This is a genomic window from Pseudomonas saponiphila (assembly GCF_900105185.1).
GTDB classification, from domain to species: Bacteria; Pseudomonadota; Gammaproteobacteria; order Pseudomonadales; family Pseudomonadaceae; genus Aquipseudomonas; species Aquipseudomonas saponiphila.
This window is the reverse complement of record NZ_FNTJ01000002.1, coordinates 686,871-711,234: the sequence shown is the minus strand read 5'-3', so window position 1 is coordinate 711,234 and position 24,364 is coordinate 686,871. Positions and strand designations below refer to the sequence as shown.

Genomic DNA, 24,364 nt, shown 5'->3' with positions numbered 1-24,364 from the left:
CAAGTCAGAGCCGATCGCAGTCGGGCTTTGACTTGCCGCTTGCAGCTTATGACTTGCAGCTGGCCGAGTAGCCATCACAAAAGGCCTGGGCTTCCGCCACATCCAGCGTGCCCTCGTAAATCGCGCGGCCGGTGATGGCACCGATGATTCCCGGGGCCTTGGCATCCAGCAAGGCCTTGATGTCGCCCAGGTTGTGGATACCACCGGAGGCGATCACCGGGATCCTGGTGGCCGCCGCCAGCGCTGCAGTGAACGGCACGTTGCAGCCCTGCATCATGCCGTCTTTGGCGATGTCGGTATAAACGATGGCGGACACGCCGTCGGCTTCGAAGCGCTTGGCCAGGTCGATCACCTGCACGCTGCTGACTTCAGCCCAGCCGTCGGTGGCGACGAAACCGTCCTTGGCGTCCAGGCCAACTATGACCTTGCCCGGGAACGCGCGGCAGGCCTCGGCAACGAACTCCGGCTCCTTGACCGCCTTGGTGCCAATGATCACGTAGCTCACGCCGGCCTTGACGTAGTGCTCGATGGTTTCCAGGGAACGGATGCCACCGCCGATCTGGATCGGCAGGTTCGGGTAGCGCTTGGCAATCGCGGTCACCACCTCGCCATTGACCGGCTGGCCTTCGAAGGCACCGTTCAAGTCCACCAGGTGCAGACGACGGCAACCCCCTTCAACCCACTTGGCAGCCATGCTCACCGGGTCATCGGAGAACACCGTGGAATCTTCCATACGGCCCTGACGCAGACGTACACAGGCACCGTCTTTAAGATCGATAGCGGGAATAATCAGCATGCTTTTTCCTTCGTCAAAAGAGCTGCAAGCTGCAAGCCACAAGCTGCAAGCATGCGTGTCTGTTGTTCTTGCAGCTCGAAGCTTGGAGCTTTCAGCTGCTCTTCTCTAATGCCCATAGGTCGCTTTCGATGCTTTCGAACCTCTCTTTGAGGTGGGTCTGCACATCGAAAATCGCCCGGTTGTAATAGTGCGGAGCAATTTCCCGGGTAAAGAGTTCAAGAATCTCCGCCGCCTCGAACGAGCCCAGGTCGAGCTCGAAGCGCTCCTCCATGAAGCGCTTGATCTTGTGCGTCGCCTCACTCTCTTGTTCGGCAGTGAGGCTCAGGATCGGCGGCTTGGATTTCTTGATCGCCATTTACCAGCGACCGTCCCAGGCAGCGAAGTTCTGCAGCAACTGCAGGCCGTGGGTATGGCTCTTCTCCGGGTGGAACTGCACGGCGAAACGCGAGCCATCGGCCAGCGCCGCGGCAAAGTCCACCCCGTAGTGACCGCTGCCCACCACCTGCCGCGCGTTGCCGGCATTGATGTAGTAGCTGTGCACGAAGTAGAAGCGCGCCCGGTCCGCGATGTTGTGCCACAGCGGGTGATCCACTGCCTGCTTCACCTCGTTCCAGCCCATGTGCGGCACCTTCAGGTGCTCGCCGTCCTCGATCAGGCCCTTGCCGAAGAACTTCACCTGGCCGGGAAACAGGCCGATGCAGTCAACACCCTCGTTCTCTTCGCTGTGGTCGAGCAAGGCTTGCATGCCCACGCAGATCCCGAGGAACGGCCGATCCTGGCTGACTTCACGCACCAGGGCGTCGAAGCCCAGGCGACGGATTTCGGCCATGCAGTCGCGAATCGCGCCCACACCGGGAAACACCACCCGATCGGCTTCGCGAATCACGCTGGCATCGCTGGTAATCAGTACCTTGCCGGCACCCACGTGCTCCAGGGCCTTGGCCACCGAGTGCAGGTTGCCCATGCCGTAGTCGATAACGGCGACGGTCTGCATTACAGCACGCCCTTGGTGGACGGCATCTGGCCGGCCATGCGCTCGTCCAGTTCCACCGCCATGCGCAGTGCGCGGCCGAAGGCCTTGAACACCGTCTCGATCTGGTGGTGCGTGTTGGTGCCGCGCAGGGTGTCGATGTGCAGGGTCACGTTGGCGTGGTTGACGAAGCCCTGGAAGAACTCCTGGAACAGGTCAACGTCGAAACCGCCGACGGTGGCGCGAGTGAAGGGTACGTGCATCTGCAGGCCGGGACGGCCGGAGAAGTCGATCACCACGCGGGACAGGGCTTCGTCCAGCGGCACATAGGCGTGGCCGTAGCGACGGATGCCCTTCTTGTCGCCGATGGCCTTGCTGAACGCCTGGCCGAGGGTGATACCGACATCCTCCACGGTGTGGTGGTCGTCGATATGCAGGTCACCCTTGCTTTCGATGTCCAGGTCGATCAGCCCGTGCCGGGCGATCTGGTCCAGCATGTGCTCAAGGAAAGGCACGCCGATATCGAATCGGGCCTTTCCGGTGCCATCCAGGTTGATCGAGGCTTTGATCTGGGTTTCCAGAGTGTCGCGCTCGACAGATGCCTTACGTTCGGCCATCACCAGCTCCGCAAAATCATTGGGCGAAAAAGGCGAATAGTATAGGCCCGACGGCGACCAAACAGAAACACGCTGGACAATATCCTGACGGGCGCCAGCCAACAAATACGGGGCTGTACCTGTCATGACAAGCGCCGATGCGTTCGCCGGCAAGCCGACTCCTACGCAGGAGCTGGCTTGCCGGCGAAGCCCTTAATGGAACAGCACTGCGGTCTTCTGCAGAGTCACCCACACGCCCCAGGCCAGCGGAATGCCCACCACCAGCCAGGCAGCGACCACCAGCGGCAGGCTGGCGGACGACGCTTTCCACTCCAGCACGACGCTGCTGTCGGCGCCCTTGTCGTGGCCCAGGGCCTGTTCGGCCGCCAGTTGCTCGTCGGTCATGAAGTACTTGTCGGCCACCGGACGCACCAGCAGGTTGCACAAGAAGCCCAGCACCAGCAGGCCGGCGAGGATGTACAGGGTGATGTCATAGGCCGCGGCGCGCTCGACGCCGATGCTCAGCTGGTACTCACGCAGGTAGTTCACCAGCACCGGGCCCAGCACCCCCGCCGCCGCCCAGGCAGTCAGCAGGCGACCGTGGATCGCGCCCACCATCTGCGTGCCGAACAGGTCCGCCAGGTAGGCCGGCACCGTGGCGAAACCACCGCCGTACATCGACAGGATGATGCAGAACGCCGCCACGAACAGGGCGATATTGCCCAGGTGACCGAGGTTCGGAATCAGCGCATACAGGGCAAAGCCCAGGGCGAAGAACACGAAATAGGTGTTCTTGCGGCCCAGGTAGTCGGAGAACGACGCCCAGAAGAACCGCCCGCCGATGTTGAACAGACTCAACAGACCAGTGAAGCCGGCCGCGATGGCGGCGATCTGCGCCAGTTGCCCGGCATCCAGCTGGCTGAAGGTCAGGCCATTGCCCAGCAGCTTGCCGGCAAACACTTCCTGCAGCAGCGGCGAAGCCATGCCGAGGATGCCGATACCGGCCGACACATTGAGGCACAGCACCAGCCAGACCAGGCGGAACTGCGGGGTCTTCCAGGCCACGTTCACGTGCACATGGCGGTGGGTGATCATCGCGTTGGCGGCTTTCTTCGCCGGCGCGGTCCAGCCTTCGGGCTTCCAGCCGGTAGGCGGGACCCGGTACGCCAGGGCGCCGCCGATCATGAACACGAAGTAGATCGCGGCCATTACCAGGAAGCTCTGCCACACGCCGACGCTGGTCGGGGTGGCGAAGTGGCTCATCAGCGCCGCCGCCAGGGGCGCGCCGACCATGGCGCCGCCGCCGAACCCCATGATCGCCATGCCGGTGGCCATGCCGCGCTTGTCCGGGAACCACTTGATCAGGGTCGATACCGGAGAGATGTAGCCCAGGCCCAGACCGATACCGCCGATGACCCCAGAGCCGATCCACATCAGCCAGATCTGGTGGGTATAGACCCCCAGCGCCGAGATCAACAGGCCGCCGCACCAGCACAGCGCCGAAACCACACCGGCCTTGCGCGGCCCGGCATGTTCCAGCCAGCCACCCCAGATCGCCGCCGAACAGCCGAGGAAAATGAAGAACAGGGTGTAGATCCAGCCGAGCATGGAGATCGGCCAGTCGCACTGGGACGAGAAGATCTGCGCGATGAAGCCCATGTCCGGTGCGCACGCCACCGGCGCGCTGATGCCCAGCGCCTTGGACAGCGGCAACCAGAACACCGAGAAGCCGTAGGCCATGCCGATGCACAAGTGGATGGCCAGGGCGGCCGGTGGAACCAGCCAGCGGTTGAAGCCGGGCTTGGCGATGATGCGTTCCTTGGACAAGAACGCTGGCTGAGCGCCCGAACTGGCGGACGCGATGCTGGAGCTCATGGTTGTTTCCCCCAATTATTAGAATTGTTCATCGGCCACTCCTCTGCGGCGACCTTGGCCCATGGGCACGGTCGTTTTATGAGTAAAGCTGCCTTTTTGCAGACGCGACAATAAGTCGCGGAAGGACGGACGAACCGCGAGAGGTTACCATTTGCGACACATTAAAAAACCAAACTGACCTCACCTTTTTTCCGGCAACTGCATTGCCCGAAAGCCGGGCCAGAGGCAAAAAGAGCACCGCCAAAACGAAAAAACCTCTGACCGCAATGGGTGACCAGTCGCCAGGTTCAGAGCGCTATACTCCCCGGCTAAATTTTGAATTCGACATACAAAGGACTCGCCCATGAAAGCGTTCGGCAAAATCCTGGGTCTGGTAATTCTCGGGCTGTTGCTGATCATCGTGGCTCTGGGCTTCGCCCTGACCCACCTGTTTGATCCCAACGACTACAAAGACGAGATTCGCCAGATTGCCCGCGACAAGGCCCACATCGAGCTGACGCTCAATGGCGATATCGGCTGGAGCCTGTTCCCCTGGCTTGGCCTGGAACTGCACGATGCCGGAGTGGCCACCCTGGCCAACCCGACCCAGCCCTTTGCCGACCTGCAGATGCTCGGCCTGTCGGTGCGAGTCCTGCCGCTGCTGCGCCGTGAAGTGCAGATGAGCGATGTACGGGTCGAAGGCCTGAACCTGCGCCTGACCCGCAACAAGGATGGCCACGGCAACTGGCAGGATATCGGCAAGGCCGCGCCGGCCGACAAGCAGGCCGAAACCCCGGCCACCAGCACTGGCGAAGCAAGCCAGCCCGGCAGTAGCCCGGACAAGTCGTCACAGCCGATCCGCCTGGACATCGACAGCCTGACCGTGAACAACGCCCGGGTTGAATACAACGATGAACAGACCGACAAGCAGTTCACCGCCGAAAGCATCCAGCTGAGCACCGGGCCGATTCACGAAGCCAGCAACACTCCGGTCAAGCTCACCGCCTTCCTCGCCAGCAGCCAGCCCGCTGTGCGCGTGCGCACCGAACTCAATGGCGAACTGCGCTTCGACCGCGCCCTGCAGCGCTATCAGTTCGAGGACATGCGCCTGTCCGGCGAGGCCACCGGTGATCCGTTGCAGGGCAAGACCGTGACCTTCGCCGCCCAGGGCCAGCTGCTGTTGGACAAGGCCGCCAACGTCGGCCAGTGGACCGGCCTCAAAGTCTCCCTCAACCAGCTGCGCGCCCTGGGCGAACTGAAGGTCAACGACCTGGACAAGACCCCGCAGATCAGCGGCGGGATTTCCATCGCCCAGTTCGACCTGGCGAAATTCGTCGACAGCATCGGCCAGACCCTGCCAGCCATGGCTGAAGGCAGCCTGAGCAAGGTCGAGCTGGTCAGCCGCCTGCAAGGCACGCCCAGCAGCCTGGCCCTGGAAGACCTGAACCTGAAGATCGACGACAGCAGCTTCAACGGCCGCCTGGCGATCGAAGACTTCGACAAGCAATCGCTGCGCGCCCAGCTCAAGGCAGACACCTTCAATGTCGACCGCTACCTGCCGCCCAAGTCCGCCGCCGCCAACAGCGCCGCCACCGCGCGCAAGGCCGAAGTGCAGAGCAGCGAAGCCGACGCCATAGCCGGCGCCGGCACCACGCCGCTGCCCAACTCGCCAACCAAGGGCGCCTGGAGCACCGACAAACTGCTACCGGTGGAGCGTCTGAGCAAGCTCGACATCGACGCCGACCTGAGCTTCGGCCAGCTGACCCTGGACAAACTGCCGATTCAAAATGCCGCACTCAAGGCCAGCGGCCAGGGCGGCCTGCTGAAGCTTTCCAACCTGCGCGGCGAGCTGTACAACGGCAGTTTCGAAGCCAGCGGCAACCTCGATGTGCGCCAGAGCACACCGCAGTTGAACCTGCAGACCAAGATCAACCGGGTGCCGGTGGAACGCATCCTCGAAAGCCAGGGCCAGACGCCTCCGGTCAAGGGCCTGGTGACCCTGAACAGCAACCTCAGTGGCAACGGCAACAGCCAGAAAGCACTGATCGACAGCCTCAACGGCACTGCCAGCTTCGTCATCAACAACGGCGTATTGCTCAACGCCAATATCGAACAGCAGCTGTGCCAGGGCATCGCCGTGCTCAACCGCAAAAACCTCACCAGCACCCCGCGGGGCAAGGACACCCCGTTCCAGGAACTCAAGGGCAACCTGACCCTGCGCAACGGCGTGGCCAGCAACCCGGACCTGAAAGTGCGCATCCCCGGCCTGAGCGTCAACGGCAATGGCGATATCGACCTGCGGGTGCTGGGCATGGACTACCGGGTCGGCATCGTCGTCGAGGGCGACCTCAGCGACAACCCGGACCCGGCCTGCCAAGTGGGCGAACGCTTTACCGGCATAGAACTGCCCTTGCGCTGCCGTGGCCCGCTGGAGCTGGGGGCCAAGGCCTGCCGCCTGGACAAGGACGGCCTGGGCCAGGTCGCGGCCAAGCTGGCCGGTGACCGGTTGCAGCAGAAAATCGACGAAAAGCTGGGTGACAAGGTCAGCCCGGAACTGAAAAACGCGCTCAAGGGGCTGTTCAAACGATGAGAGCCGAGGCGTTTTCAACGGCGGTGCTGGACTGGTACGACCGCCACGGCCGTCATGACCTGCCCTGGCAGCAGGACATCAACCCGTATCGGGTGTGGGTCTCGGAGATCATGCTGCAACAGACCCAGGTCAGCACCGTGCTCAACTACTTCGACCGTTTCATGACCTCGCTGCCCACGGTGCAGGCCCTAGCCGAGGCCCCAGAAGACGAAGTGCTGCACCTGTGGACCGGCCTGGGCTACTACACCCGGGCGCGCAACCTGCAAAAGACCGCGAAGATCGTCATGACCGAGTACGGCGGCGAGTTCCCCAGGGACGTGGAGAAACTCACCGAACTGCCGGGCATCGGCCTGTCCACCGCAGGCGCCATTGCCAGCATCAGCATGGGCCTGCGGGCGCCGATCCTCGATGGCAACGTCAAACGGGTGCTGGCACGCTTCACCGCCCAGGAGGGCTACCCGGGAGAACCCAAGGTGGCCAAGCAGTTGTGGGCCGCCGCGGAGCGTTTCACACCCCATAGCCGGGTCAACCACTACACCCAGGCGATGATGGACCTGGGGGCGACCCTCTGCACCCGGAGCAAGCCCAGTTGCCTGCTGTGCCCCCTGGAGCGCGACTGCGAAGCCCACATGCTCGGCCTGGAAACCCGCTACCCGATTCCCAAGCCGCGCAAGGAGGTGCCGCAGAAGCGCACCCTGATGCCGCTGCTGGCCAACCGCGAAGGCGCCATCCTGCTTTACCGACGGCCCTCCAGCGGCCTCTGGGGCGGCTTGTGGAGCCTGCCGGAACTGGACGACCTGCAAGACATCCAGCACCTGGCACTGCAGCACTCCCTGGAACTGGGCCAGCAACAGCAGATGCCCGGCCTGGTCCACACCTTCAGCCACTTCCAACTGGCCATCGAGCCCTGGCTGGTCCGGGTCGAAGAGTCGGCGCGGCACGTCGCCGAGGCCGACTGGCTCTGGTATAACCTCGCCACCCCGCCGCGCCTGGGCCTTGCCGCCCCGGTGAAGACACTGCTCAAACGCGCGGCCGAAGTCTTGAATGCAGGAGAGTCGTCATGACCCGCACCGTAATGTGCCGCAAATACCAGGAAGAACTGCCGGGCCTGGAACGCCCCCCCTACCCGGGCGCCAAGGGCCAGGATATTTTCGAACACGTCTCGGCCAAGGCCTGGGCCGACTGGCAGAAACACCAGACCCTGCTGATCAACGAAAAGCGCCTGAACATGATGAATGCCGAAGACCGCAAATATCTGCAGGGCGAGATGGACAAATTTTTCTCCGGCGAGGAATACGCCAAGGCCGAAGGCTACGTGCCGCCGGCGGAGTAAACCCACGGAAAATCGGGGGCGGAACGTAAGCGGCGGTAATAATTAAACTTTTTTTCAAAACTTGCTTGACGCCCCCCTGAAAAACCCGTTTAATGCGCCCCGTTGCCCAGATAGCTCAGTCGGTAGAGCAGGGGATTGAAAATCCCCGTGTCGGCGGTTCGATTCCGTCTCTGGGCACCACATTCAGCTTTCAGGTGGTGTTTGCATCACGTGAAAGCAACCAGAAAACCCGCCTAGTGCGGGTTTTTTGTTGCCTGCAATTCAGCCCCCCTCCCCCCGCTCGACACCCCGGCCTTTTTTCCTGCACAACCAGGCCTCCGCACGACCATTACGCCGCCAACACAGCGCATCACGCCTCGGTTTTTCTCAAGCGTTCACTTAAGCGAAGAACCATTTTGAGATAATCATCTTTTGATATTCGAGCGGAACCCCTATAGAACAGGGCCTACAGCAGAAAAATCATAGATAATTTTTCCGGCCTTCGAGATGTTTGGACAATGCCTGCATTCTTCCATCACGACCTTGAGCTGCTAAATCCGTCCTTCGACTCCCATCTGGTGGACGTGCTCAGCGAGCTTGAGCACCTTCGGCGCTTGCGCTTGGAAGGCGATACGCCTCCTGCGGTGTTCTATCAGCTGAAATCCATCTTCCACATCCTGGAAAGCCTGGGCTCGGCGCGCATCGAGGGCAACCACACCACGCTTGCCGACTACATCGAGAGCAAGGTGGAAGGCACAGCCCAGGACACCGACCCGCTACGCGAAGTGGCGAACATCGAAAAAGCCATGGATTACATCGAGCAAACCATTGGCCCGGGAACACCCATCACCGAGCTCACCATCAGAGAGCTGCATGCGATGACCGTCCAGGACCTGGAGCGAGAGGGCGACAAGACGCCTGGAGCCTATCGCCGGGGGCCCGTACAGATCGCTCAGGCCACACACCTGCCTCCCGACGCCCTGATGGTGCCCAGCTACATGCAAGAGCTGGTGGAGTTCGTCAATCGGGAGGACCTGCCCAAATACGACCTGATGAAAGTGGCCCTGACCCATCACCGGTTTGCCTGGATTCATCCATTTGGCAACGGCAACGGCCGCGTGGTGCGTCTCCTGACTTATGCACAGCTGATGAAATATGGCTTCAACGTCGATACGGGTGGCCGCGTACTCAACCCCACAGCTGTTTTCTTCAATGACCGGGAACGTTACTACGCCATGCTCGCCACCGCGGACCCAGGCACCAAGGCCGGGCTGGAGACCTGGTGCACCTACGTTCTGGAGGGCATCAGGGACGACCTTGAGAAGGTCAACCGCCTCACCGACTATCGCCACCTGGCCCGGCACATACTGGCTCCCGCTATTACCTTTGCCCGGGATCGGCAATGGATCACGGCAGCGGAAGAAACCGTACTGGCCACAACGATCAAGTCGGGCGTTGTCAAATCGAGCGACATCGCCCATGCACTGCCCAAGCTGACCGCCGGGCAAAGGACTTACCAGATCAAGAAACTGGTGGACCAAGGCATGCTATTGCCCATCAGCGCCAAGGCCCGGCAATACACCATCGGTTTCTCCAACAGCTACCTCATCAGAGGCATGATCAAGGCGCTCCGCGAACAAGGGTTCATACCGGCACCGCTTGAGGCGCCATGAAAGGCCCTCAGGCTCTGCGAGGGCGACCAGAATCAAACTGATCCTGGCCGTACCCACGCGCACTGCCCGCGCCGATCAGAAAGCCTTATCCGCCCGTTCCATCGCCTGCCCCTGGGCCACATCGAGCAGGGCCACGCCGTCGCCGAGCAACAGCGAGGCGATGTCGGCAATCTGGAACAGGTCGCTGGCGTCAGCCGTTTGCGCGGTCATGCAGGACAGGCTGTTCATCAGTTTGTGCAGGGCGCGTATGCGCTGATCGGCGCAGGCCAGAAGATCGACCAGCGGCGCATGGGGATTGATCAGCAGGACGGGGTTGTCCGCTGGCGTGTGTGAAAGAGGGATATATCCGTTCATAGGTGAAACTCCTTGTGTATGAGGAGCTACCACCCAACTTCCTACCGGCCAGGTGGCAGCTGCACGCGGGGGTAGGAACCGGTCACAAGATCCGGCCACGCCGAAGCGTGCCCGCGTACAGCCGCCATAACACACAGGCAGCAAAAGACACCCAAAGAGTTGGGTGCCTGTACGCATCTTATGAACGGGTTCCTACGCCCGGCCGCTGATTTGGCAGCGACCGGCGCAGAGTAAAGAGCAGGTCAGGTCAGCGCAAGCCCTCACCTGGTGACTGAAAGTAACCAGCCGACTCAATGCCGGTGCCGATGATGAACATCGGGAAAGTGCGCATGGCTATGCCGGATCGGCGCGTGCTCATGAGGGTGGCTGTGGGGCTCCGTACCGTCCCACTCAAAGTCATGTTGATGCTGGTGGTGCTCGTCGTGCCGGTGGCGATGGCTGTGCGTCAGGGGCTCATGCTGATGCTCGTGGGCATGATGCTCCAGCAGGTGAATCCAGACGCCGATGGCCATCAGTGCCGCCGCCACCATGAACCATAGGGAAACCGACTCGCCGAGGATCAGAATCGACAGCGCCGCGCCAAGAAAGGGCGCCGTGGAAAAATAGGCCCCAGTACGCGCACTGCCCAACCCTCGCAGGGCCAGGACGAACAACACCAGGCTCACGCCATAGCCCAGGAACCCCACCAGGAGTATCGGCCCCAACGTGGCGACGGCGGGCAGTTGCGCACCGATCAGCAGCGCCAGGCTGGAATTGACCACACCCGCCACCACCCCCTTGCTGCCGGCGATGAACAACGCATCGGACGCCGAGACCTTACGGGTCAGGTTGTTATCAATGGCCCAGCACAGGCAGGCGAAGGCCACGGCCAGCGGCCCCAGCCAGCCATCAGTAGCGGCATGCTGCTGCGGCCATGACAGGACGACTCCGCCCAACACGATGGCGAGCATGCCGATGACGATCCGGCGATCGGCGTTCTCCCTGAATACCACCCACGCCAACACCGCCGTGAGCACCGACTCCAGGTTGAGCATCAACGAGGCCGTCGCACCCGCAGTTCGTGTCAAACCGAACATCAGGGCAACCGGTGCCAGCACGCCGCCAAAGAAGATGGCTCCCATCAGCCACGGCCACTCGCGCACCGTCAGCCCCGAACGTCGCCAACCTCGATCCCGAGCGAAACGAACAATGGCCAGGCCGAGGCCACTGCCCAGGTACAAAACCCCAGCCAGGAGCATCGGCGGAACACCCACCCCCAACAGCTTGGCCAAGGGCGTGCTGGCACCGAACAAGGCGGCGGCGGCCAAGGCATAGAGAACACTCGGATTCATATTCGGATCGCCTTTCAGGCTCGCGGCATGCGGTGGTGCATGATGGCGCTGCCCGTGTGGAAATGATGTGAATCCCCTGCAACGGACCAGCGCATGCCCCCCCTTTTCTGCCCGCCAATAGAAAAAACCCTGGATCATTCGATCCAGGGTCTTTCAGGCCTGGAATTGGGCATTGTCCCCGCTCAACGCCGGGCAACACCCCTGCCTTCACTCAGTAGGCGTCACTCCAGTGAAGGTTGAGGTCACGCGTGGCAGCCATTCGCGTATCGACCATGCTGTGTTGCGCATGCCCGTTGCGAGTGGTGACGACCTGGTATTTTCCGGCCGGCAACTGCACATAGACGAACGGGCCCACCTGGTTCAGGTTCAGCACCGACCGCCCTTGCAGGTTCTGAATCGCCACATCGATATCCGAGGTGTATTGGTTTTGCGGTCCCACGGAAAAGATCATGTGCAGGTTGTAACCCTTGACCAGCTGGATAGCCCGCGACTCGTCCAGGCCGATACCGCCGCAAAGATAGGTGATGCCATTCTGCTGTTGCGGCTCCAACTGCACGCCGGCCGGATCGATCGGCTCGCTGCTGATGCTGGCGGACTGCAGGCCAAGTGGCGTCACTGACAACAACACCGCCACAACGCCGGATATGACACTCACAGGAAAGGATTTCATGATGACCACTCCCGGGTTCGTCTCGAACCGGTGAACAGAACATCACCGCCATATCTTCAGCCCCAGGATGGCGGTGACTGGGTCTCCCCTACTGTCTCTGAATGACCAGCCTCTCTCAGGCAAGCGGCCTTGCGCTTGCAGCTCCTGTTTTCAGTGTATGCCGCGACAGAGAGCGGTTTAGATCGATTCGGCGTGAAGCCTTTAACCAAAGGAATCTAGGCTCGCCAACTCGGATACCTTGCCCGCCCAGTCACTTCGTCACTGCGAACTGGCGTCCATCAACACCTTGAGCGCCGCATCGGCCTCGGCACGCTGGGCCTTGGTGGGCTTATCGGCAAATCGGCTGCGCTGCTTGTCGAGGGTCAGGTAGGCGTTATCGCCATCGCCCCAGATGTAGGAATAGATCAGCAGGAAACTGTCGGAATCGGGCTGGCAGTAAGGGGCGACGCTGCGCAGCGGCGCCAGCAGCTGGATCATCTCGCCATAGTTGTCGGTGAACTCCAGCAGGGCGAACTGCCAGCGGCCGGTCTGTGGGTCATAGCGAGAAGTGCCGCCCGCTCCCGTCCACATCTGCGCCACTTCCTGCAGGCTCTTCGCACCGGAGTCCTGCAACCACTCGGCATCGACCCGGGCCGAGCCGTACATGTCCTTGCTGTCGAACCACTTCTGCCAATCGCTGTAGGAGATCGCCGGGCGTGGCGGCGCAGCCATGGCCTTGGCGTACTGCTCGGGGGTCATGCTGCAACGCAGATACACCGAGGAAGGCTCGCTCGCCTGTACCTGCCCGGTCGCTGCCAATAGCGCTGCCAGCGCCAGCCCTGTCCATGAGCGAAATTGCATGGTTGCGGTTCCTGATCGATCGAAAAAGGTCGCCAGCATACCCACGCCGCCCCAGATCAGGAGCACAGCCCAATCCGATCAACGCCGAACGCCGGCCTACAAACTCAAGCGGGCGCCTGCGCCGCCTGCCAATGCTTCATCTCCTCGGCAATGAAATGCTGCACCAAATCGCTGTACAGCTTCTCGATGGCATCCGCGCTCAGCCCTTCGGCCTCGGCCCATTGGCGGCGGGTGGCGAGCATCGCCTTGAAGCGCTCCTCGGCGCGCACGGTGGCCGCCGAGGTCTTGAACTTCGACGCCGCCAGCACGTACTTGAAACGCGCGCCCAGCAGGACAATGACCGCCCGATCCAGGGTGTCGATTTCCCGGCGGATATCTTCCATGCCCTGGCATTGTTCCGGGCTCATCTGTTGCTTCACTTCCATGCTCAAGGCTCCATCGACGTCCAGGGATACCCGGCTTCGACCGGGTCCGGATTATTCCCATGGCAGCGCATCGGAGTAAAGTTGCGAGCTCGCGCCCATTCGACTGCCAAGGACCTGCTCGCGTGAACCAGAAAAGAACCCGGGTACGCCTGCCCCACCCCGCGCCCGCAAAGACCGGCAGGGGCGCCTGGATATTCCTGCTGTTCGGCGGCGTGCTGCTGGCAGCAACGACCCTGTTGGGCTGGACGCTGGTCAGCGCGGTATTGGACGGCCTGATCGTCACCCGTAACCGCGCCGGACCGAAACTCGCCTACAGCCTGGTACAACAGCCCACCCAGTTCTATTTCGAGCTGCTCTGGCAAGGCGCCGGCACCCTGTTGCTGGGTGCACTGGCCGTTGCCGCGCTGTGGATCGGCCGGGTATTAATGGGCGCACAAAAAAAACATCGCTGATGCCGGATGCCAATCCGGCACGGTGCAGCCGCCCAGGAACAAGCGCCCATGTCCCTGCTGTCTCCTCCCGACCTGCCTGCCACCCGCCTCGCCGCTGCCCGCCCAGGCCCCAGCGAAACCTTCAGCGAACCAGCGGCGGATGGCTTTGTGCTTGGCGGTTTTGCCTGGCGTCACCCGCAAGCCGATCCGAGCAGGCCGGTGGTGATCATCAACGCCGCCACCTCGGTGCGCTGCCGCTACTACTTGCGCTTCGCCGACTACCTGTTCGCCAATGGCTTCGATGTGATGACCTATGACTATCGCGGCATCGGCGAGTCGCGTCCGGCCTCGCTCAAGGGGCTCAAGGCGTCCTGGTCGGATTGGGGCGCGCTGGATTTCGAAGCCATGCTGCAACGGGCCCGGCGCGAATTTCCCGGGCAGCCGATCGATGTGGTGGGCCACAGCTTCGGCGGCTGCGCCGTGGGCCTGGCAGCCTCCGCCGGGGCGATCCGCCGCGTGGCGACCATGGGCGCGCAGTTCGCCTACTGGCGCGACTACGCGCCCGGGCTGCGCTGGCGCATGCTGGGCAAATGGCACGTGCTGATGCCCCTGCTGACCCGCCTGTATGGCTACTTCCCCGGCAAGCGCCTGGGCTGGATGGAGGACACACCCGCCGGCGTGGTCCGCGACTGGGCCACCCCGCACCCACGCTATGAAGGTCGACCCAGCGGCCGCAGGCTCGCCGCAAAGCGCAATGGCCAGCCCTTCGCCCGGGTCAGCGCCGCCGTACTCGCCATCAGCCTCAGCGACGACCCCTTCGGCACGGTGGCGGCCATCGAGCGCCTGCTGGCTTACTTCAGTAACAGTCCGCGCACCCACTTGCGCATCGCCCCGCAGGATATCGGCGAAACCGAGGTCGGGCATTTCGCCTTTTTCCATAGCCGTTTCGACACCCGGCTCTGGCCCATCATCCTGGGCTGGCTGCGCCACGGCGAACTCGACACCAGCTGCCCGGGACGGGTAGTACCGCGCGCCTGAGCCGCCCCGCTTGCCCGGCGGCAGGTGCTCCAGCCTCGATTTGCTGGCATCCTTGGCCGCCTGAAAAGGTCGCCGCTGGCCGGCGACCCACGCGATACACCTCCCAGCATCAAGGTAAGGCGCCCATGGCATCTGCGAACAAGCAACACAAAAGGGCCCAGCGGGCGAAAACCAAGGCCAAGCAAAACCGCGCCAAGCGCACCGCTCCCACCTCGGAGCTGGAACTGGACCCCAACGACAGCCGCATCGACTTCGAGTCGGTGGACCTGACCGAGCTGTTCGTGAAAATGCGCGACGCCGAGAAAACCAGCCTGCAGGCCATGTGCACGGTGTTCCTCTCGGACCCGTTGCTGGAGCTGGTGTATGAGCAGGAGGGCGACGAAGGCGCCACGGACTTCATCCTTGCGGCGCTGATCGAGTACCGCAACTGGTCCACCGAGGCCGACGAGGCGGCAGCGCTGGAGTGGATCGAGTCCGAAGCCTTCCGCAACGACTACATGGCCGCGTCCCAGGCGCTGTTCAGCAACCAGGGCTGAGCCGCGCGCGGGCATGAAAAAAGGGCGCATTCAGCAATGAATGCGCCCTTTTTGTTTCACGCTGAAAAAGCCGGGCCGAGACTCAGGCCGCTTCCAGCCGAGGGATTTCCATGCCGATGCGCGAGCTGGCGAAGTTCAGGTCGCCGCTGGCGATGGACTGGGCCTTGAAGCCTGCGCCGATCAGGTCGCGCACGTACAGCTTGTTGTACATGAACATGAACACCAGGTTGCTCAGGCCGAAAGTGAACATCGACAGCAGGAACATGATGGCCGCCCATTTCCAGTCAGCGCGGAACAGGGCCGGGATGAAACCGAAGAAGAACACGGTCCAGGAGAAACCAACTGGCGCTTCCTTGATGGCTCCGGTGTTCGGGTTTTTGAAGATGATTTTAGTGAACGCCATGCGCGTCTCCTTGCCGCCCCATTTTGAGGAACCAACGACCGGGCGATCGCCATTGGACCCTGAATGCTCATTCTTCGAGCCGGGACCGTCAGCCATGCCGTAGGCAAGTGCGGACAATCAGGAGCATGGGTCGGCGCGGATGGATCAGGGGGGTGGGAAGCGGAAGACGGATTCGGAGTTCCGACAAGCGTTCAATCCCTGACATGACAGCGCTATTCCATAGCTCCTCTCACGCAGGCACGCAAGAGCTCTTATCGAAGAGCGCGCAGGCTACTATTTCACCAGCGGGCTGTCCACGAAACGCCAGGTAACAATTCACAAATCCGATAAAAAAGGCCGCGGTCAATGCTGACGGCGGCCTTTTTGTATGGCAAAGCGTCAAACCGTCAGTTCAGTACCAGGGCCGCCTTACCCTCGATCTGGCGCCGACGGGCCACCAGCAGGCCGGCGGCAATCACCAGGATGCTCAGCAGGCCGGTGGCGAGGATCTCCACCCGGTGCTCTTCCTGGAACAGCATGATGCCCAGGATCGCCACGATGAACACGATCACCGCGTAGGTCAGGCCCGGGAACAGCCACATGCGGAAGGCGATCTTCTCGCCAGCGGCCACGCGCTTCTGGCGCATGCGCAGTTGCGACACGGCAATCACCAGATACACCAGCAAGGCGATGGCACCGGAACTGGCCAGCAGGAACTCGAACACCGCTGCCGGAGCCACATAGTTGGCGAACACTGCCAGGAAGGCCGCCGCGGTGGACAGGATCACCGCCCAGTAAGGCGTGCCGCTGGCGTTGGTGCGCTTGGCCGCGGCCGGGGCGTCGCCACGCTTGCCCAGGGAGAACAGCATGCGCGAGGCGGTGTAGAGCGCCGAGTTCAGGCAGCTGGTCACCGCCACCAGTACCACCAGATCGACGATCAGCTTGGCGTTGGGGATGCCCATGCGGTCAAGCACGGTCTGGTAGGAACCGACCTGGGCCAGGCTCGGGTCGTTCCACGGCACCAGGGCCACGACGATGAAGATCGACACCAGGTAGAACAGGCCGATCCGCCAGATCACCGAGTTGGTGGCCTTGGAGATCTGCTTGCCCGGGTTGTGGGATTCCGCCGCGGCGATGGTGACGATCTCGGTGCCCATGAAGGAGAACATGGTGGTCAGCATGGCCGCCAACACCGCGCCCAGGCCATTGGGCATGAAGCCCTGGGTGTCCACCAGGTGCGAGACACCGCTGACCTGACTATTGGGCAGCAAGCCGCAAATGGCCGCCAGGCCAAGGATCACGAAACCGATGATGGCCACTACCTTGATCAGGGCGAACCAGAACTCGAACTCGCCATAGTTCTTCACGCTGAACAGGTTGGTGGCGGTCAACAGCAGGGTGATCACCAGGGTGAAGACCCAGATCGCCACGTTGGGGAACCAGGCATGCAGGATGGTCGCGGCGGCGTTGGCCTCCAGCGGGATCACCAACACCCAGAACCACCAGTACAGCCAGCCGATGGTGAAGCCGGCCCAGTGGCCGATGGCCCGATCGGCGTAGGTCGAAAACGATCCGGTGTCCGGCGAGGCGACGGCCATTTCCGCCAGCATGCGCATGACCAGCACCACCAGGGTGCCGGCAGCGGCATAGGCCAGGAGAACGGCCGGGCCGGCTTCGGCGATGGCGTGGCCGGAGCCGACGAAGAGACCCGCGCCGATCACGCCGGCAATCGACAGCATGGTCACATGCCGTGGTTTGAGCCCCTGTTCGAGGTCATTGGAGAGTTGCGTACCGCTCATGAAAAGCACCTTTGCAACGAAAAAAGAGTCACTCCACCCGGTCGGCATTCGTTCTCGTAAAAAGAATTCAACGGGGCGTTCTTTATTTCGCACGCAAGATTTGCGCCAAAATGTTACAGAGTCCCGGGGAACAAGGCTTGGCGAACCGACCGGCGGGAATCTCAAGTCATTGAGTTCAATGGCATTTCGCCATTTCGTTACTGGCCGACTCACTTTGTAGGACGAAACCGCGCACCAGAAACACACCCCGAAAGTGCTCGATGCACAATTAGAGGGCAGATCCATGACCTTTGGCCCGTTAACCCTTCCAACACCCGGCCAAAGCTGGCACCATCGCGCCTTTTTTTACGCGACACCTACCGGATTCCAGGCGGATTCCGGGTTCAAACGGGCGTTCGGTTGTTGATGGGGCGACAGTCTTCTGTGCTGATGCGACAACCTGCCACACGCCGTCTGTTTACCTCCGGTAGCGCTGTTGGCTGCGCTTGGAACCCTATGCTAGCTTGGCGCCTCGCCAGGAAGGCCGCCAACAGCAGGAGCACAATGAACTCTATGAGGACCGCACATGGCTGAGGCCACGCCCGCGCTTGAAATCCGCAACTTGCACAAACGCTACGGCTCTCAGGAGGTACTCAAGGGTATTTCGCTGACCGCACGCGACGGTGACGTGATATCGATCCTGGGTTCCTCCGGCTCCGGCAAATCCACTTTCCTGCGTTGCATCAACCTGCTGGAAAACCCGCACCAGGGGCAGATCCTGGTGGCCGGCGAAGAGCTCAAGCTCAAGGCCGCGAAAAACGGCGAGCTGGTGGCCGCCGACGGCAAGCAGATCAACCGCCTGCGCAGCGAAATCGGCTTCGTGTTCCAGAATTTCAATCTCTGGCCCCACATGAGCGTGCTCGACAACATCATCGAGGCGCCGCGTCGGGTGCTGGGCCAGAGCAAGGCCGAGGCCACTGAAGTGGCCGAGGCGCTGCTGGCCAAGGTCGGTATCGCCGACAAGCGCCACGCCTACCCGGCCCAGCTGTCCGGCGGCCAGCAGCAACGCGCCGCCATCGCCCGCACCCTGGCGATGCAGCCCAAGGTCATCCTGTTCGACGAACCGACCTCGGCCCTGGACCCGGAAATGGTCCAGGAAGTCCTCAACGTGATCCGCGCCCTGGCCGAAGAAGGCCGTACCATGCTGCTGGTCACCCATGAAATGAGCTTTGCCCGCCAGGTTTCCAGTGAAGTGGTGTTCCTTCACCAGGGCCTGATCGAGGAGCAGGGATCGCCACAGCAGGTCTTCGAGAACCCGCTTTCGGCACGCTGCAAACAATTCATGTCCAGCAACCGCTAACGGAGCTACACGCATGCAGAGCTATAAGAAAATCCTCCTGGCCGCTGCCGTCACTCTGGCATTCAGCGCCAGCGCTGCCGCCGAGACCCTGAAAATGGGGATCGAGGCCGCCTACCCACCGTTCAACAACAAGGATGCCAGCGGCCAGGTGGTCGGCTTCGACAAGGACATCGGCGACGCCCTGTGCGCCAAGATGAAGGTCGAATGCACCGTGGTCACCTCCGACTGGGACGGCATCATCCCGGCCCTGAACGCGAAGAAATTCGACTTCCTGATCTCTTCGCTGTCGATCACCGACGAGCGCAAGCAGGCGGTGGACTTCACCGACCCGTACTACTCCAACAAGCTGCAGTTCATCGCGCCCAAGGCCAAGACCGAGTTCAAGACCGACAAGGCCTCGCTCAAGGGCAAGATCATCGGCGCGCAACGGGCGACCCTGGCCGGCACCTGGCTGGAAGACAACCTGGGCGACGACATCACCATCAAGCTCTACGACACCCAGGAAAACGCCTACCTGGACCTGACCTCCGGCCGCCTGGACGCGATCCTGGCCGACAAGTACGTCAACTACGAGTGGCTCAAGAGCGACGCCGGCAAGCCTTATGAGTTCAAGGGCGAGCCGATGGTAGAAAGCGACAAGATCGGGATTGCCGTGCGCAAGAAAGATCCTCTGCGCGAGAAGCTGAACGCCGCCCTGAAGGAAATCGTGGCCGACGGCACCTACAAGAAGATCAACGACAAGTACTTCCCGTTCAGCATCTATTGATACTGACTTGCCTGACCGGTGCCCGCCCCCTGGGCGCCGGTCCTTAGCAAAGCCATCCAGACCCCATGAATATCGATCTCTTCGGATTCGGCCCGGTGCTCGCCGCCGGCGCGCTGATGACCGTCAAGCTGGCCCTCTCGGCGTTATGCCTGGGACTGGTGCTCGGCCTGCTCGGCGCCTTGGCCAAGACTTCCCCGTACAAGCCACTGCGCTGGCTTGGCGAAACCTATTCGACCATCGTGCGCGGCGTCCCGGAACTGCTGTGGGTGCTGCTGATCTACCTGGGCACGGTGAACATGATGAACGCGCTGGGGGAGCAATTCGGCAACCCCGACCTGGCCCTCAGCCCGTTCGTTGCCGGGGTGATCGCCCTCGGCCTGTGCTTCGGTGCCTATGCCACGGAAGTGTTTCGTGGCGCGATCCTGGCCATTCCCAAGGGCCACCGCGAAGCCGGCGTCGCGCTGGGCCTTTCCAGATGGCGGATTTTCAGCCGCCTGATCCTGCCGCAGATGTGGCGCATCGCCCTGCCGGGCCTGGGCAACCTGTTCATGATCCTGATGAAGGACACCGCCCTGGTGTCGGTGATCGGCCTTGAAGAAATCATGCGCCAGGCGCAGAACGCCGTGACCTTCGCCCGGCACCCGTTCACCTTCTACATGGTTGCGGCCGTCATGTACCTGGGCCTGACCGTGCTGTCCATGATCGGCATGCACTTCCTGGAAAAACGCGCCGCCCGCGGCTTTGTGAGGACGACGTAATGGAATGGGAAGTCATCTACAAATGGCTGCCGAAGTTCATCCAGGGCGCCACGCTGACCCTGGAACTGGTAGGCATCGCGGTGATTCTCGGCCTGCTGCTGGCCATCCCGCTGGGCATCGCCCGCTCGTCCAAGCTCTGGTACGTGCGCGCCCTGCCTTACGCCTACATCTTCTTCTTTCGCGGCACGCCGCTGCTGGTGCAGCTGTTCCTGGTGTATTACGGCCTGGCGCAGTTCGATGCGGTGCGCGAGAGCTTCATGTGGCCCTACCTGCGCGACCCGTTCTGGTGCGCTACCGCCACCATGACCCTGCACACCGCGGCCTACATCGCCGAGATCCTGCGCGGCGCGATCCAGGCCATTCCCCCCGGTGAGATCGAAGCCGCACGGGCCCTGGGCATGTCCCGGCCCAAGGCGCTGTTCTACATCATCCTGCCGCGGGCGGCGCGCATCGGCCTGCCGGCCTACAGCAACGAAGTGATCCTGATGCTCAAGGCCAGCTCCCTGGCCAGCACCGTGACCCTGCTGGAACTGACCGGCATGGCGCGCACCATCATTGCCCGCAACTACCTGACGGTGGACATGTTCTTCACCGCCGGGGTGTTCTACCTGCTGATGTCGTTCATCCTGGTCCAGGCCTTCCGCCAACTGGAACGCTGGCTGCGAGTCGACGCCTGCCAGGGACGCTGATCTTCCCCCCGCTCCCGCCAGGGAGCGGGCCTGCCCCGGACTCGCCGCCCATGCCCTCGATCCTCCAAGGCCCCGCGCTGCTCGATCGTTTCCAGGCCCTGGACGGCTTCCTGCTTGAACACCAGGCGCTCTGGCGCCCGCGCCCCTTCACCCACCTGCAACTGCCCTGGGAAACCGCCCATCCCGAACTGGCCCAGTGGCTGCGCCAGCGCTCCCTTGAGGACGCCGAAGCGGCCCACAACCAACCAGAGCAACTGCAGGCGCCGGCTCCTTTTGCCCAGCTGGCGGAGCGCTCCCGGATACTCGGCACCGTGGCTGAACTACCCGCCAGGACAGAAGCGGCTCTGCATCCTCGCCTCAATGTCGATGTGCCCGGGCGCAAATGGCAACAGATCGAAGCCTTCACCGCCAGCCTGCAATTCCACCGCACACCCACTCACTGGCTCGACTGGTGCTCCGGCAAGGGCCACCTCGGCCGGCGCCTGCTGCAAGCCGGGCAGCAACTGACCTGCCTGGAATACGACCCGGCGCTGGTGGCCAGCGGCGAGCAACTGAGCCGACACCACGGCCTGCCCGCCCGCCATGTACAGCAGGATGTGCTGGCGGCAGACGCCGCCTCGCACCTGAACCTGCAATGCACCCCGGTGGCCCTGCATGCCTGCGGCGATCTGCATGTGCGCCTGATCCAGCTGGCCAGCCAGCAGGGTTGTCCACAGTTGGCCATTGCCCCCTGCTGCTACAACCGCACCCGCGCCAGCCACTACCAGGGCTTATCCACAGCGGCCCAGGCTTCGCGCCTGCAACTGTCCCTGGAAGACCTGGCCCTGCCCATGAGCGAAACCGTCACCGCCGGCGCCCGGGTGCGGCGCCAGCGCGACGCCTCCATGGCCCGACGCCTGGCCTTCGACTTGCTGCAACGGCAAGTGCGGGGCATCGACCAATACCTGCCCACGCCCTCTCTGCCCAGCCAGTGGCTGGACGAGCCGTTCGCCGACTACTGCCGCCACCTCGCCGCCCTCAAGGACTTATCCACAGTCGATTGCCAGGACTGGTCCGCCCTTGAAGCCGCCGGCTGGCAGCGCCTGGCCCAGGTGCGCAACCTGGAACTGCTGCGCGGCCTGTTCCGCCGCCCGCTGGAGTTATGGCTGGTGCTGGACCGGGCGCTGTTCCTGCAAGAGCAGGGCTATGCCGTGCGCCTGGGAACCTTCTGCGAGGCCGCCTTGACCCCGCGCAATCTGCTGTTGCTGGCAGAACGCCGATAACCCGCCGTTGGGCCTGCCCCACCCCTTGCCGGTTGCGCTCACCCCCACGAAAGAAAAACCAAGTTCGTGACTGCTACTAGTCTCTAGGCGTGCCGGCCACAAGCAACACTCGGGCAACCGATCCGGCGCAACAGGGCGGTCATTTTTCGACAGGAAGTCGCCAGGTTCACCATCACTTACAGGGAGTTTTCCATGAACGTCATAGACCACCAGGCACACACTTATGAAACCCTGCAAAAGGGCTTCAACCTGCGCTGGCCGCCCAGTGTCGAACAGGGCGCACAGCGGATTTATGTCTGTACAACCCCCGATGAAGTCCTGGCGGCAGCCAATAGCGCACTGCGTGAGGGCTATCGCATCACGGTGCGCAGTGGCGGCCACTGCTACGAGGGCTTTGTATCCAACAAGTTGAGCGGCGAGACAGAAAGCCTGGCGATTATCGACCTGGGGGAAATGAAAGGCCTGAAATACGACGAGAGCCCCTCCATCACTTCTCCCTGGGACAGCCGGAACAACAAGTACCGATTCATGACCTTGACCGGCAACCAGAACTGGGACGGCTACCTGTCGCTGTACAAGCAGGCCGGGCGCACCATTCCGGGCGGCTCGTGTTATTCGGTCGGCGTGGGCGGGCATATCAGCGGCGGCGGTTATGGGTTGTTATCGCGCCTGCAGGGCTTGACCGTGGACTGGGTCACCGGCGTCGACATTCTTGTGCCTGTGGAAAACTCGCGGCAACTGGAGTTCCGGCATGTTCGCGCGGACAGCCCATCAGACAACGACAAGGCATTGTTCACCGCCTGTTGCGGAGCCGGCGGTGGCAACTTCGGCATCATCATCGGCTACTACTTCGACCAACTGCCCCAAGCCCCGCAAAAAGCCTATTGGATTCCCCTGGCCTACCCGTGGAAAGAGCTGATTCCCAACTTCTCGAACTTCCTGCGAACTTATTGGCAGTGGTTCGCCGATAACGACGCCGCTGCAACCAGCACGGTGGAGGGCATTGGCAACGGCGGCTTGTTCACCCTGTTGAAACTCAACCACGTGGATACCTCCGACCACGTGGTGCTGGCAATCCAGTACACCGGCCCCAATGGCCGGGTCGGCGGCGCCAACGACATACCGCTCAACGACTTCATCAACAAGATGAACGCCGCGGCGGGCCTGACGCCGACCCTGCATGACGGTTTCATCGCGCCCAACATTGCCCCGCTCAGGCACCCGCATGCGGGCAGGAAGTTCAAAGGGGCTGCGGCTCAACACACGGCGATGGACTGGCTGTACGTCACGCAAATGATCAACGGCTCGGGCAACAACCAGCGGGGCAAATACAAGTCCGACTATCAGGTCGAACAGTTCTCCGAGCAGGCCTGCAACGCATTGCTGACGCACTTGACCGAAGCCACGCCAGACAAACGCTTCAGCCAGTCGCTGGTGCAGATCGACTCCTACGGCGGGGCCATCAACAAGAAGGGCATGGGCACCACCGCTGTTCCTCAACGCAGCTCGCTGCTCAAAGCCCAATACCAGACCTATTGGACTCATGCCGCCGATGACGCGGTGCAGTTGGCCTGGATCCGCAACATCTTCACTGCCGTGCATGGCGGCAAGCCGCAAAGACCCGCCTACGATGGCTGCTACATCAACTACCCCGATGTCGACATGAAGTACACCGACACCGGCGCGCTAGACCCCAACTGGCTGAACCTGTACTACGGCTGGAATAGCGAGCTCATCACCAGGCTCTCCAACCTCAAAGCCGCCATTGACCCGCACAACCTGTTTCGTCATGAACTGTCCATTCCGCCCACAAGGACCGAGTAGGTTCCGGCCTCGACACACCACACCGGCATGACCACAGCGTGCTCGATCAAGCCTTCCGGCGGCCCGCGCCATCAGCTTGACGAGCAGGCTGCACGCCTCTGCGACAGGGCGTCGCAACCTGTGGATAAG

25 protein-coding genes and 1 tRNA gene are annotated in these 24,364 nt (G+C 62.4%); 14 read left to right on the top strand and 12 right to left on the bottom strand.

Annotation, left to right across the window (positions count from 1 at the left end; genetic code table 11):
- Positions 1 to 46 precede the first annotated feature (46 nt).
- The 5 genes from hisA to BLV47_RS25165 form a co-directional block, all read right to left on the bottom strand.
- Positions 47 to 796 (bottom strand): 1-(5-phosphoribosyl)-5-[(5-phosphoribosylamino)methylideneamino]imidazole-4-carboxamide isomerase, encoded by a 750-nt coding sequence (hisA, locus tag BLV47_RS25185; RefSeq protein ID WP_092318753.1) that lies wholly within the window; start codon positions 794 to 796, stop codon positions 47 to 49.
- Between the two features lie 91 nt (positions 797 to 887).
- Complete coding sequence (locus tag BLV47_RS25180) at positions 888 to 1,151, bottom strand: DUF2164 domain-containing protein (protein ID WP_092318751.1); 264 nt, start codon at positions 1,149 to 1,151, stop codon at positions 888 to 890.
- Entirely contained in the window at positions 1,152 to 1,790 is a 639-nt protein-coding gene (hisH, locus tag BLV47_RS25175; RefSeq protein WP_092318749.1) for an imidazole glycerol phosphate synthase subunit HisH, read from the bottom strand. It lies immediately after the preceding gene.
- Positions 1,790 to 2,383, bottom strand: a complete 594-nt coding sequence (hisB, locus tag BLV47_RS25170; protein WP_011058736.1) for an imidazoleglycerol-phosphate dehydratase HisB — start codon at positions 2,381 to 2,383, stop codon at positions 1,790 to 1,792. Before hisB ends, hisH begins: the two co-directional genes overlap by 1 nt.
- A 192-nt stretch (positions 2,384 to 2,575) precedes the next feature.
- Positions 2,576 to 4,237, bottom strand: coding sequence for an OFA family MFS transporter (locus tag BLV47_RS25165; protein WP_092318747.1), 1,662 nt, complete (start codon positions 4,235 to 4,237; stop codon positions 2,576 to 2,578).
- A gap of 343 nt (positions 4,238 to 4,580) precedes the next feature.
- Between BLV47_RS25165 and BLV47_RS25160 the strand changes: the two genes are divergently transcribed.
- From BLV47_RS25160 to BLV47_RS25140, 5 genes are all read left to right on the top strand, one after another.
- The gene (locus BLV47_RS25160) at positions 4,581 to 6,806 is read left to right on the top strand and encodes an AsmA family protein (RefSeq protein WP_092318745.1); all 2,226 of its coding nucleotides are present in this window, start codon (positions 4,581 to 4,583) and stop codon (positions 6,804 to 6,806) included.
- Positions 6,803 to 7,870 carry an A/G-specific adenine glycosylase gene (mutY, locus tag BLV47_RS25155; RefSeq protein WP_092318744.1) on the top strand — a complete coding sequence of 356 codons (1,068 nt, stop codon included), beginning with the start codon at positions 6,803 to 6,805 and terminating at the stop codon, positions 7,868 to 7,870. The genes BLV47_RS25160 and mutY overlap by 4 nt, the downstream gene beginning before the upstream one ends.
- Positions 7,867 to 8,139, top strand: a complete 273-nt coding sequence (locus tag BLV47_RS25150; RefSeq protein ID WP_047301095.1) for an oxidative damage protection protein — start codon at positions 7,867 to 7,869, stop codon at positions 8,137 to 8,139. Before mutY ends, BLV47_RS25150 begins: the two co-directional genes overlap by 4 nt.
- Before the next feature lie 104 nt (positions 8,140 to 8,243).
- A tRNA-Phe gene (locus BLV47_RS25145) sits at positions 8,244 to 8,319 on the top strand.
- A gap of 317 nt (positions 8,320 to 8,636) precedes the next feature.
- Positions 8,637 to 9,791, top strand: a complete 1,155-nt coding sequence (locus BLV47_RS25140; RefSeq protein ID WP_092318742.1) for a Fic family protein — start codon at positions 8,637 to 8,639, stop codon at positions 9,789 to 9,791.
- Positions 9,792 to 9,866: 75 nt separating this feature from the next.
- Here the strand turns inward: BLV47_RS25140 and BLV47_RS25135 are convergent, their stop codons facing one another.
- From BLV47_RS25135 to BLV47_RS25115, 5 genes are all read right to left on the bottom strand, one after another.
- Positions 9,867 to 10,145, bottom strand: a complete 279-nt coding sequence (locus tag BLV47_RS25135) for a hypothetical protein (RefSeq protein ID WP_092318740.1) — start codon at positions 10,143 to 10,145, stop codon at positions 9,867 to 9,869.
- Between the two features lie 290 nt (positions 10,146 to 10,435).
- Positions 10,436 to 11,476 carry a DMT family transporter gene (locus BLV47_RS25130; RefSeq protein WP_092318739.1) on the bottom strand — a complete coding sequence of 347 codons (1,041 nt, stop codon included), beginning with the start codon at positions 11,474 to 11,476 and terminating at the stop codon, positions 10,436 to 10,438.
- 211 nt (positions 11,477 to 11,687) lie between these two features.
- Positions 11,688 to 12,146, bottom strand: a complete 459-nt coding sequence (locus BLV47_RS25125) for a hypothetical protein (protein WP_092318737.1) — start codon at positions 12,144 to 12,146, stop codon at positions 11,688 to 11,690.
- A 258-nt stretch (positions 12,147 to 12,404) separates the two neighbouring features.
- A complete protein-coding gene (locus tag BLV47_RS25120) occupies positions 12,405 to 12,986 on the bottom strand; it encodes a hypothetical protein (protein WP_092318735.1) in 582 nt (193 codons plus the stop codon).
- Positions 12,987 to 13,090: 104 nt separating this feature from the next.
- Positions 13,091 to 13,411: an isochorismate lyase gene (locus BLV47_RS25115; RefSeq protein WP_092318733.1), complete on the bottom strand. Its 321-nt coding sequence runs from the start codon at positions 13,409 to 13,411 to the stop codon at positions 13,091 to 13,093.
- 122 nt (positions 13,412 to 13,533) lie between these two features.
- On the opposite strand from BLV47_RS25115, the gene BLV47_RS25110 reads away from it, so the two are divergent.
- The 3 genes from BLV47_RS25110 (at position 13,534) to BLV47_RS25100 (ending at position 15,416) form a co-directional block, all read left to right on the top strand.
- On the top strand, positions 13,534 to 13,863 hold the full coding sequence (locus BLV47_RS25110; protein ID WP_092318731.1) for a hypothetical protein: 330 nt from the start codon (positions 13,534 to 13,536) through the stop codon (positions 13,861 to 13,863).
- A 48-nt stretch (positions 13,864 to 13,911) separates the two neighbouring features.
- Positions 13,912 to 14,880: an alpha/beta hydrolase family protein gene (locus BLV47_RS25105; protein ID WP_092318729.1), complete on the top strand. Its 969-nt coding sequence runs from the start codon at positions 13,912 to 13,914 to the stop codon at positions 14,878 to 14,880.
- A gap of 125 nt (positions 14,881 to 15,005) precedes the next feature.
- Positions 15,006 to 15,416, top strand: a complete 411-nt coding sequence (locus BLV47_RS25100) for a hypothetical protein (RefSeq protein WP_092318727.1) — start codon at positions 15,006 to 15,008, stop codon at positions 15,414 to 15,416.
- A gap of 82 nt (positions 15,417 to 15,498) precedes the next feature.
- Here the strand turns inward: BLV47_RS25100 and BLV47_RS25095 are convergent, their stop codons facing one another.
- Together BLV47_RS25095 and gabP are read right to left on the bottom strand one after the other, a co-directional pair.
- On the bottom strand, positions 15,499 to 15,819 hold the full coding sequence (locus tag BLV47_RS25095) for a hypothetical protein (RefSeq protein ID WP_092318725.1): 321 nt from the start codon (positions 15,817 to 15,819) through the stop codon (positions 15,499 to 15,501).
- A gap of 386 nt (positions 15,820 to 16,205) precedes the next feature.
- Positions 16,206 to 17,597, bottom strand: a complete 1,392-nt coding sequence (gene gabP, locus BLV47_RS25090; protein WP_092318722.1) for a GABA permease — start codon at positions 17,595 to 17,597, stop codon at positions 16,206 to 16,208.
- A gap of 565 nt (positions 17,598 to 18,162) precedes the next feature.
- Here gabP and BLV47_RS25085 point away from each other — a divergent pair.
- From BLV47_RS25085 to BLV47_RS25060, 6 genes are all read left to right on the top strand, one after another.
- A complete protein-coding gene (locus BLV47_RS25085) occupies positions 18,163 to 18,936 on the top strand; it encodes an ABC transporter ATP-binding protein (RefSeq protein ID WP_092318720.1) in 774 nt (257 codons plus the stop codon).
- 13 nt (positions 18,937 to 18,949) lie between these two features.
- On the top strand, positions 18,950 to 19,702 hold the full coding sequence (locus BLV47_RS25080) for an ABC transporter substrate-binding protein (protein WP_025128410.1): 753 nt from the start codon (positions 18,950 to 18,952) through the stop codon (positions 19,700 to 19,702).
- Between the two features lie 65 nt (positions 19,703 to 19,767).
- The gene (locus BLV47_RS25075; protein ID WP_092318718.1) at positions 19,768 to 20,460 is read left to right on the top strand and encodes an ABC transporter permease; all 693 of its coding nucleotides are present in this window, start codon (positions 19,768 to 19,770) and stop codon (positions 20,458 to 20,460) included.
- On the top strand, positions 20,460 to 21,149 hold the full coding sequence (locus tag BLV47_RS25070) for an ABC transporter permease (RefSeq protein ID WP_060837084.1): 690 nt from the start codon (positions 20,460 to 20,462) through the stop codon (positions 21,147 to 21,149). Before BLV47_RS25075 ends, BLV47_RS25070 begins: the two co-directional genes overlap by 1 nt.
- A 50-nt stretch (positions 21,150 to 21,199) precedes the next feature.
- Positions 21,200 to 22,411 carry a methyltransferase gene (locus tag BLV47_RS25065; protein ID WP_092318716.1) on the top strand — a complete coding sequence of 404 codons (1,212 nt, stop codon included), beginning with the start codon at positions 21,200 to 21,202 and terminating at the stop codon, positions 22,409 to 22,411.
- Between the two features lie 192 nt (positions 22,412 to 22,603).
- Entirely contained in the window at positions 22,604 to 24,235 is a 1,632-nt protein-coding gene (locus BLV47_RS25060; protein WP_092318714.1) for a BBE domain-containing protein, read from the top strand.
- Positions 24,236 to 24,364: the final 129 nt, after the last annotated feature.

Bases quoted from the DNA above. Each gene is read 5' to 3' on its own strand.
- hisA (WP_092318753.1), bottom strand. From the start codon at position 796: ATGCTGATTATTCCCGCTATCGATCTTAAAGACGGTGCCTGTGTACGT.
- BLV47_RS25180 (WP_092318751.1), bottom strand. From the start codon at position 1,151: ATGGCGATCAAGAAATCCAAGCCGCCGATCCTGAGCCTCACTGCCGAA.
- hisH (WP_092318749.1), bottom strand. From the start codon at position 1,790: ATGCAGACCGTCGCCGTTATCGACTACGGCATGGGCAACCTGCACTCG.
- hisB (WP_011058736.1), bottom strand. From the start codon at position 2,383: ATGGCCGAACGTAAGGCATCTGTCGAGCGCGACACTCTGGAAACCCAG.
- BLV47_RS25165 (WP_092318747.1), bottom strand. From the start codon at position 4,237: ATGAGCTCCAGCATCGCGTCCGCCAGTTCGGGCGCTCAGCCAGCGTTC.
- BLV47_RS25160 (WP_092318745.1), top strand. From the start codon at position 4,581: ATGAAAGCGTTCGGCAAAATCCTGGGTCTGGTAATTCTCGGGCTGTTG.
- mutY (WP_092318744.1), top strand. From the start codon at position 6,803: ATGAGAGCCGAGGCGTTTTCAACGGCGGTGCTGGACTGGTACGACCGC.
- BLV47_RS25150 (WP_047301095.1), top strand. From the start codon at position 7,867: ATGACCCGCACCGTAATGTGCCGCAAATACCAGGAAGAACTGCCGGGC.
- BLV47_RS25140 (WP_092318742.1), top strand. From the start codon at position 8,637: ATGCCTGCATTCTTCCATCACGACCTTGAGCTGCTAAATCCGTCCTTC.
- BLV47_RS25135 (WP_092318740.1), bottom strand. From the start codon at position 10,145: ATGAACGGATATATCCCTCTTTCACACACGCCAGCGGACAACCCCGTC.
- BLV47_RS25130 (WP_092318739.1), bottom strand. From the start codon at position 11,476: ATGAATCCGAGTGTTCTCTATGCCTTGGCCGCCGCCGCCTTGTTCGGT.
- BLV47_RS25125 (WP_092318737.1), bottom strand. From the start codon at position 12,146: ATGAAATCCTTTCCTGTGAGTGTCATATCCGGCGTTGTGGCGGTGTTG.
- BLV47_RS25120 (WP_092318735.1), bottom strand. From the start codon at position 12,986: ATGCAATTTCGCTCATGGACAGGGCTGGCGCTGGCAGCGCTATTGGCA.
- BLV47_RS25115 (WP_092318733.1), bottom strand. From the start codon at position 13,411: ATGGAAGTGAAGCAACAGATGAGCCCGGAACAATGCCAGGGCATGGAA.
- BLV47_RS25105 (WP_092318729.1), top strand. From the start codon at position 13,912: ATGTCCCTGCTGTCTCCTCCCGACCTGCCTGCCACCCGCCTCGCCGCT.
- BLV47_RS25100 (WP_092318727.1), top strand. From the start codon at position 15,006: ATGGCATCTGCGAACAAGCAACACAAAAGGGCCCAGCGGGCGAAAACC.
- BLV47_RS25095 (WP_092318725.1), bottom strand. From the start codon at position 15,819: ATGGCGTTCACTAAAATCATCTTCAAAAACCCGAACACCGGAGCCATC.
- gabP (WP_092318722.1), bottom strand. From the start codon at position 17,597: ATGAGCGGTACGCAACTCTCCAATGACCTCGAACAGGGGCTCAAACCA.
- BLV47_RS25085 (WP_092318720.1), top strand. From the start codon at position 18,163: ATGGCTGAGGCCACGCCCGCGCTTGAAATCCGCAACTTGCACAAACGC.
- BLV47_RS25080 (WP_025128410.1), top strand. From the start codon at position 18,950: ATGCAGAGCTATAAGAAAATCCTCCTGGCCGCTGCCGTCACTCTGGCA.
- BLV47_RS25075 (WP_092318718.1), top strand. From the start codon at position 19,768: ATGAATATCGATCTCTTCGGATTCGGCCCGGTGCTCGCCGCCGGCGCG.
- BLV47_RS25070 (WP_060837084.1), top strand. From the start codon at position 20,460: ATGGAATGGGAAGTCATCTACAAATGGCTGCCGAAGTTCATCCAGGGC.
- BLV47_RS25065 (WP_092318716.1), top strand. From the start codon at position 21,200: ATGCCCTCGATCCTCCAAGGCCCCGCGCTGCTCGATCGTTTCCAGGCC.
- BLV47_RS25060 (WP_092318714.1), top strand. From the start codon at position 22,604: ATGAACGTCATAGACCACCAGGCACACACTTATGAAACCCTGCAAAAG.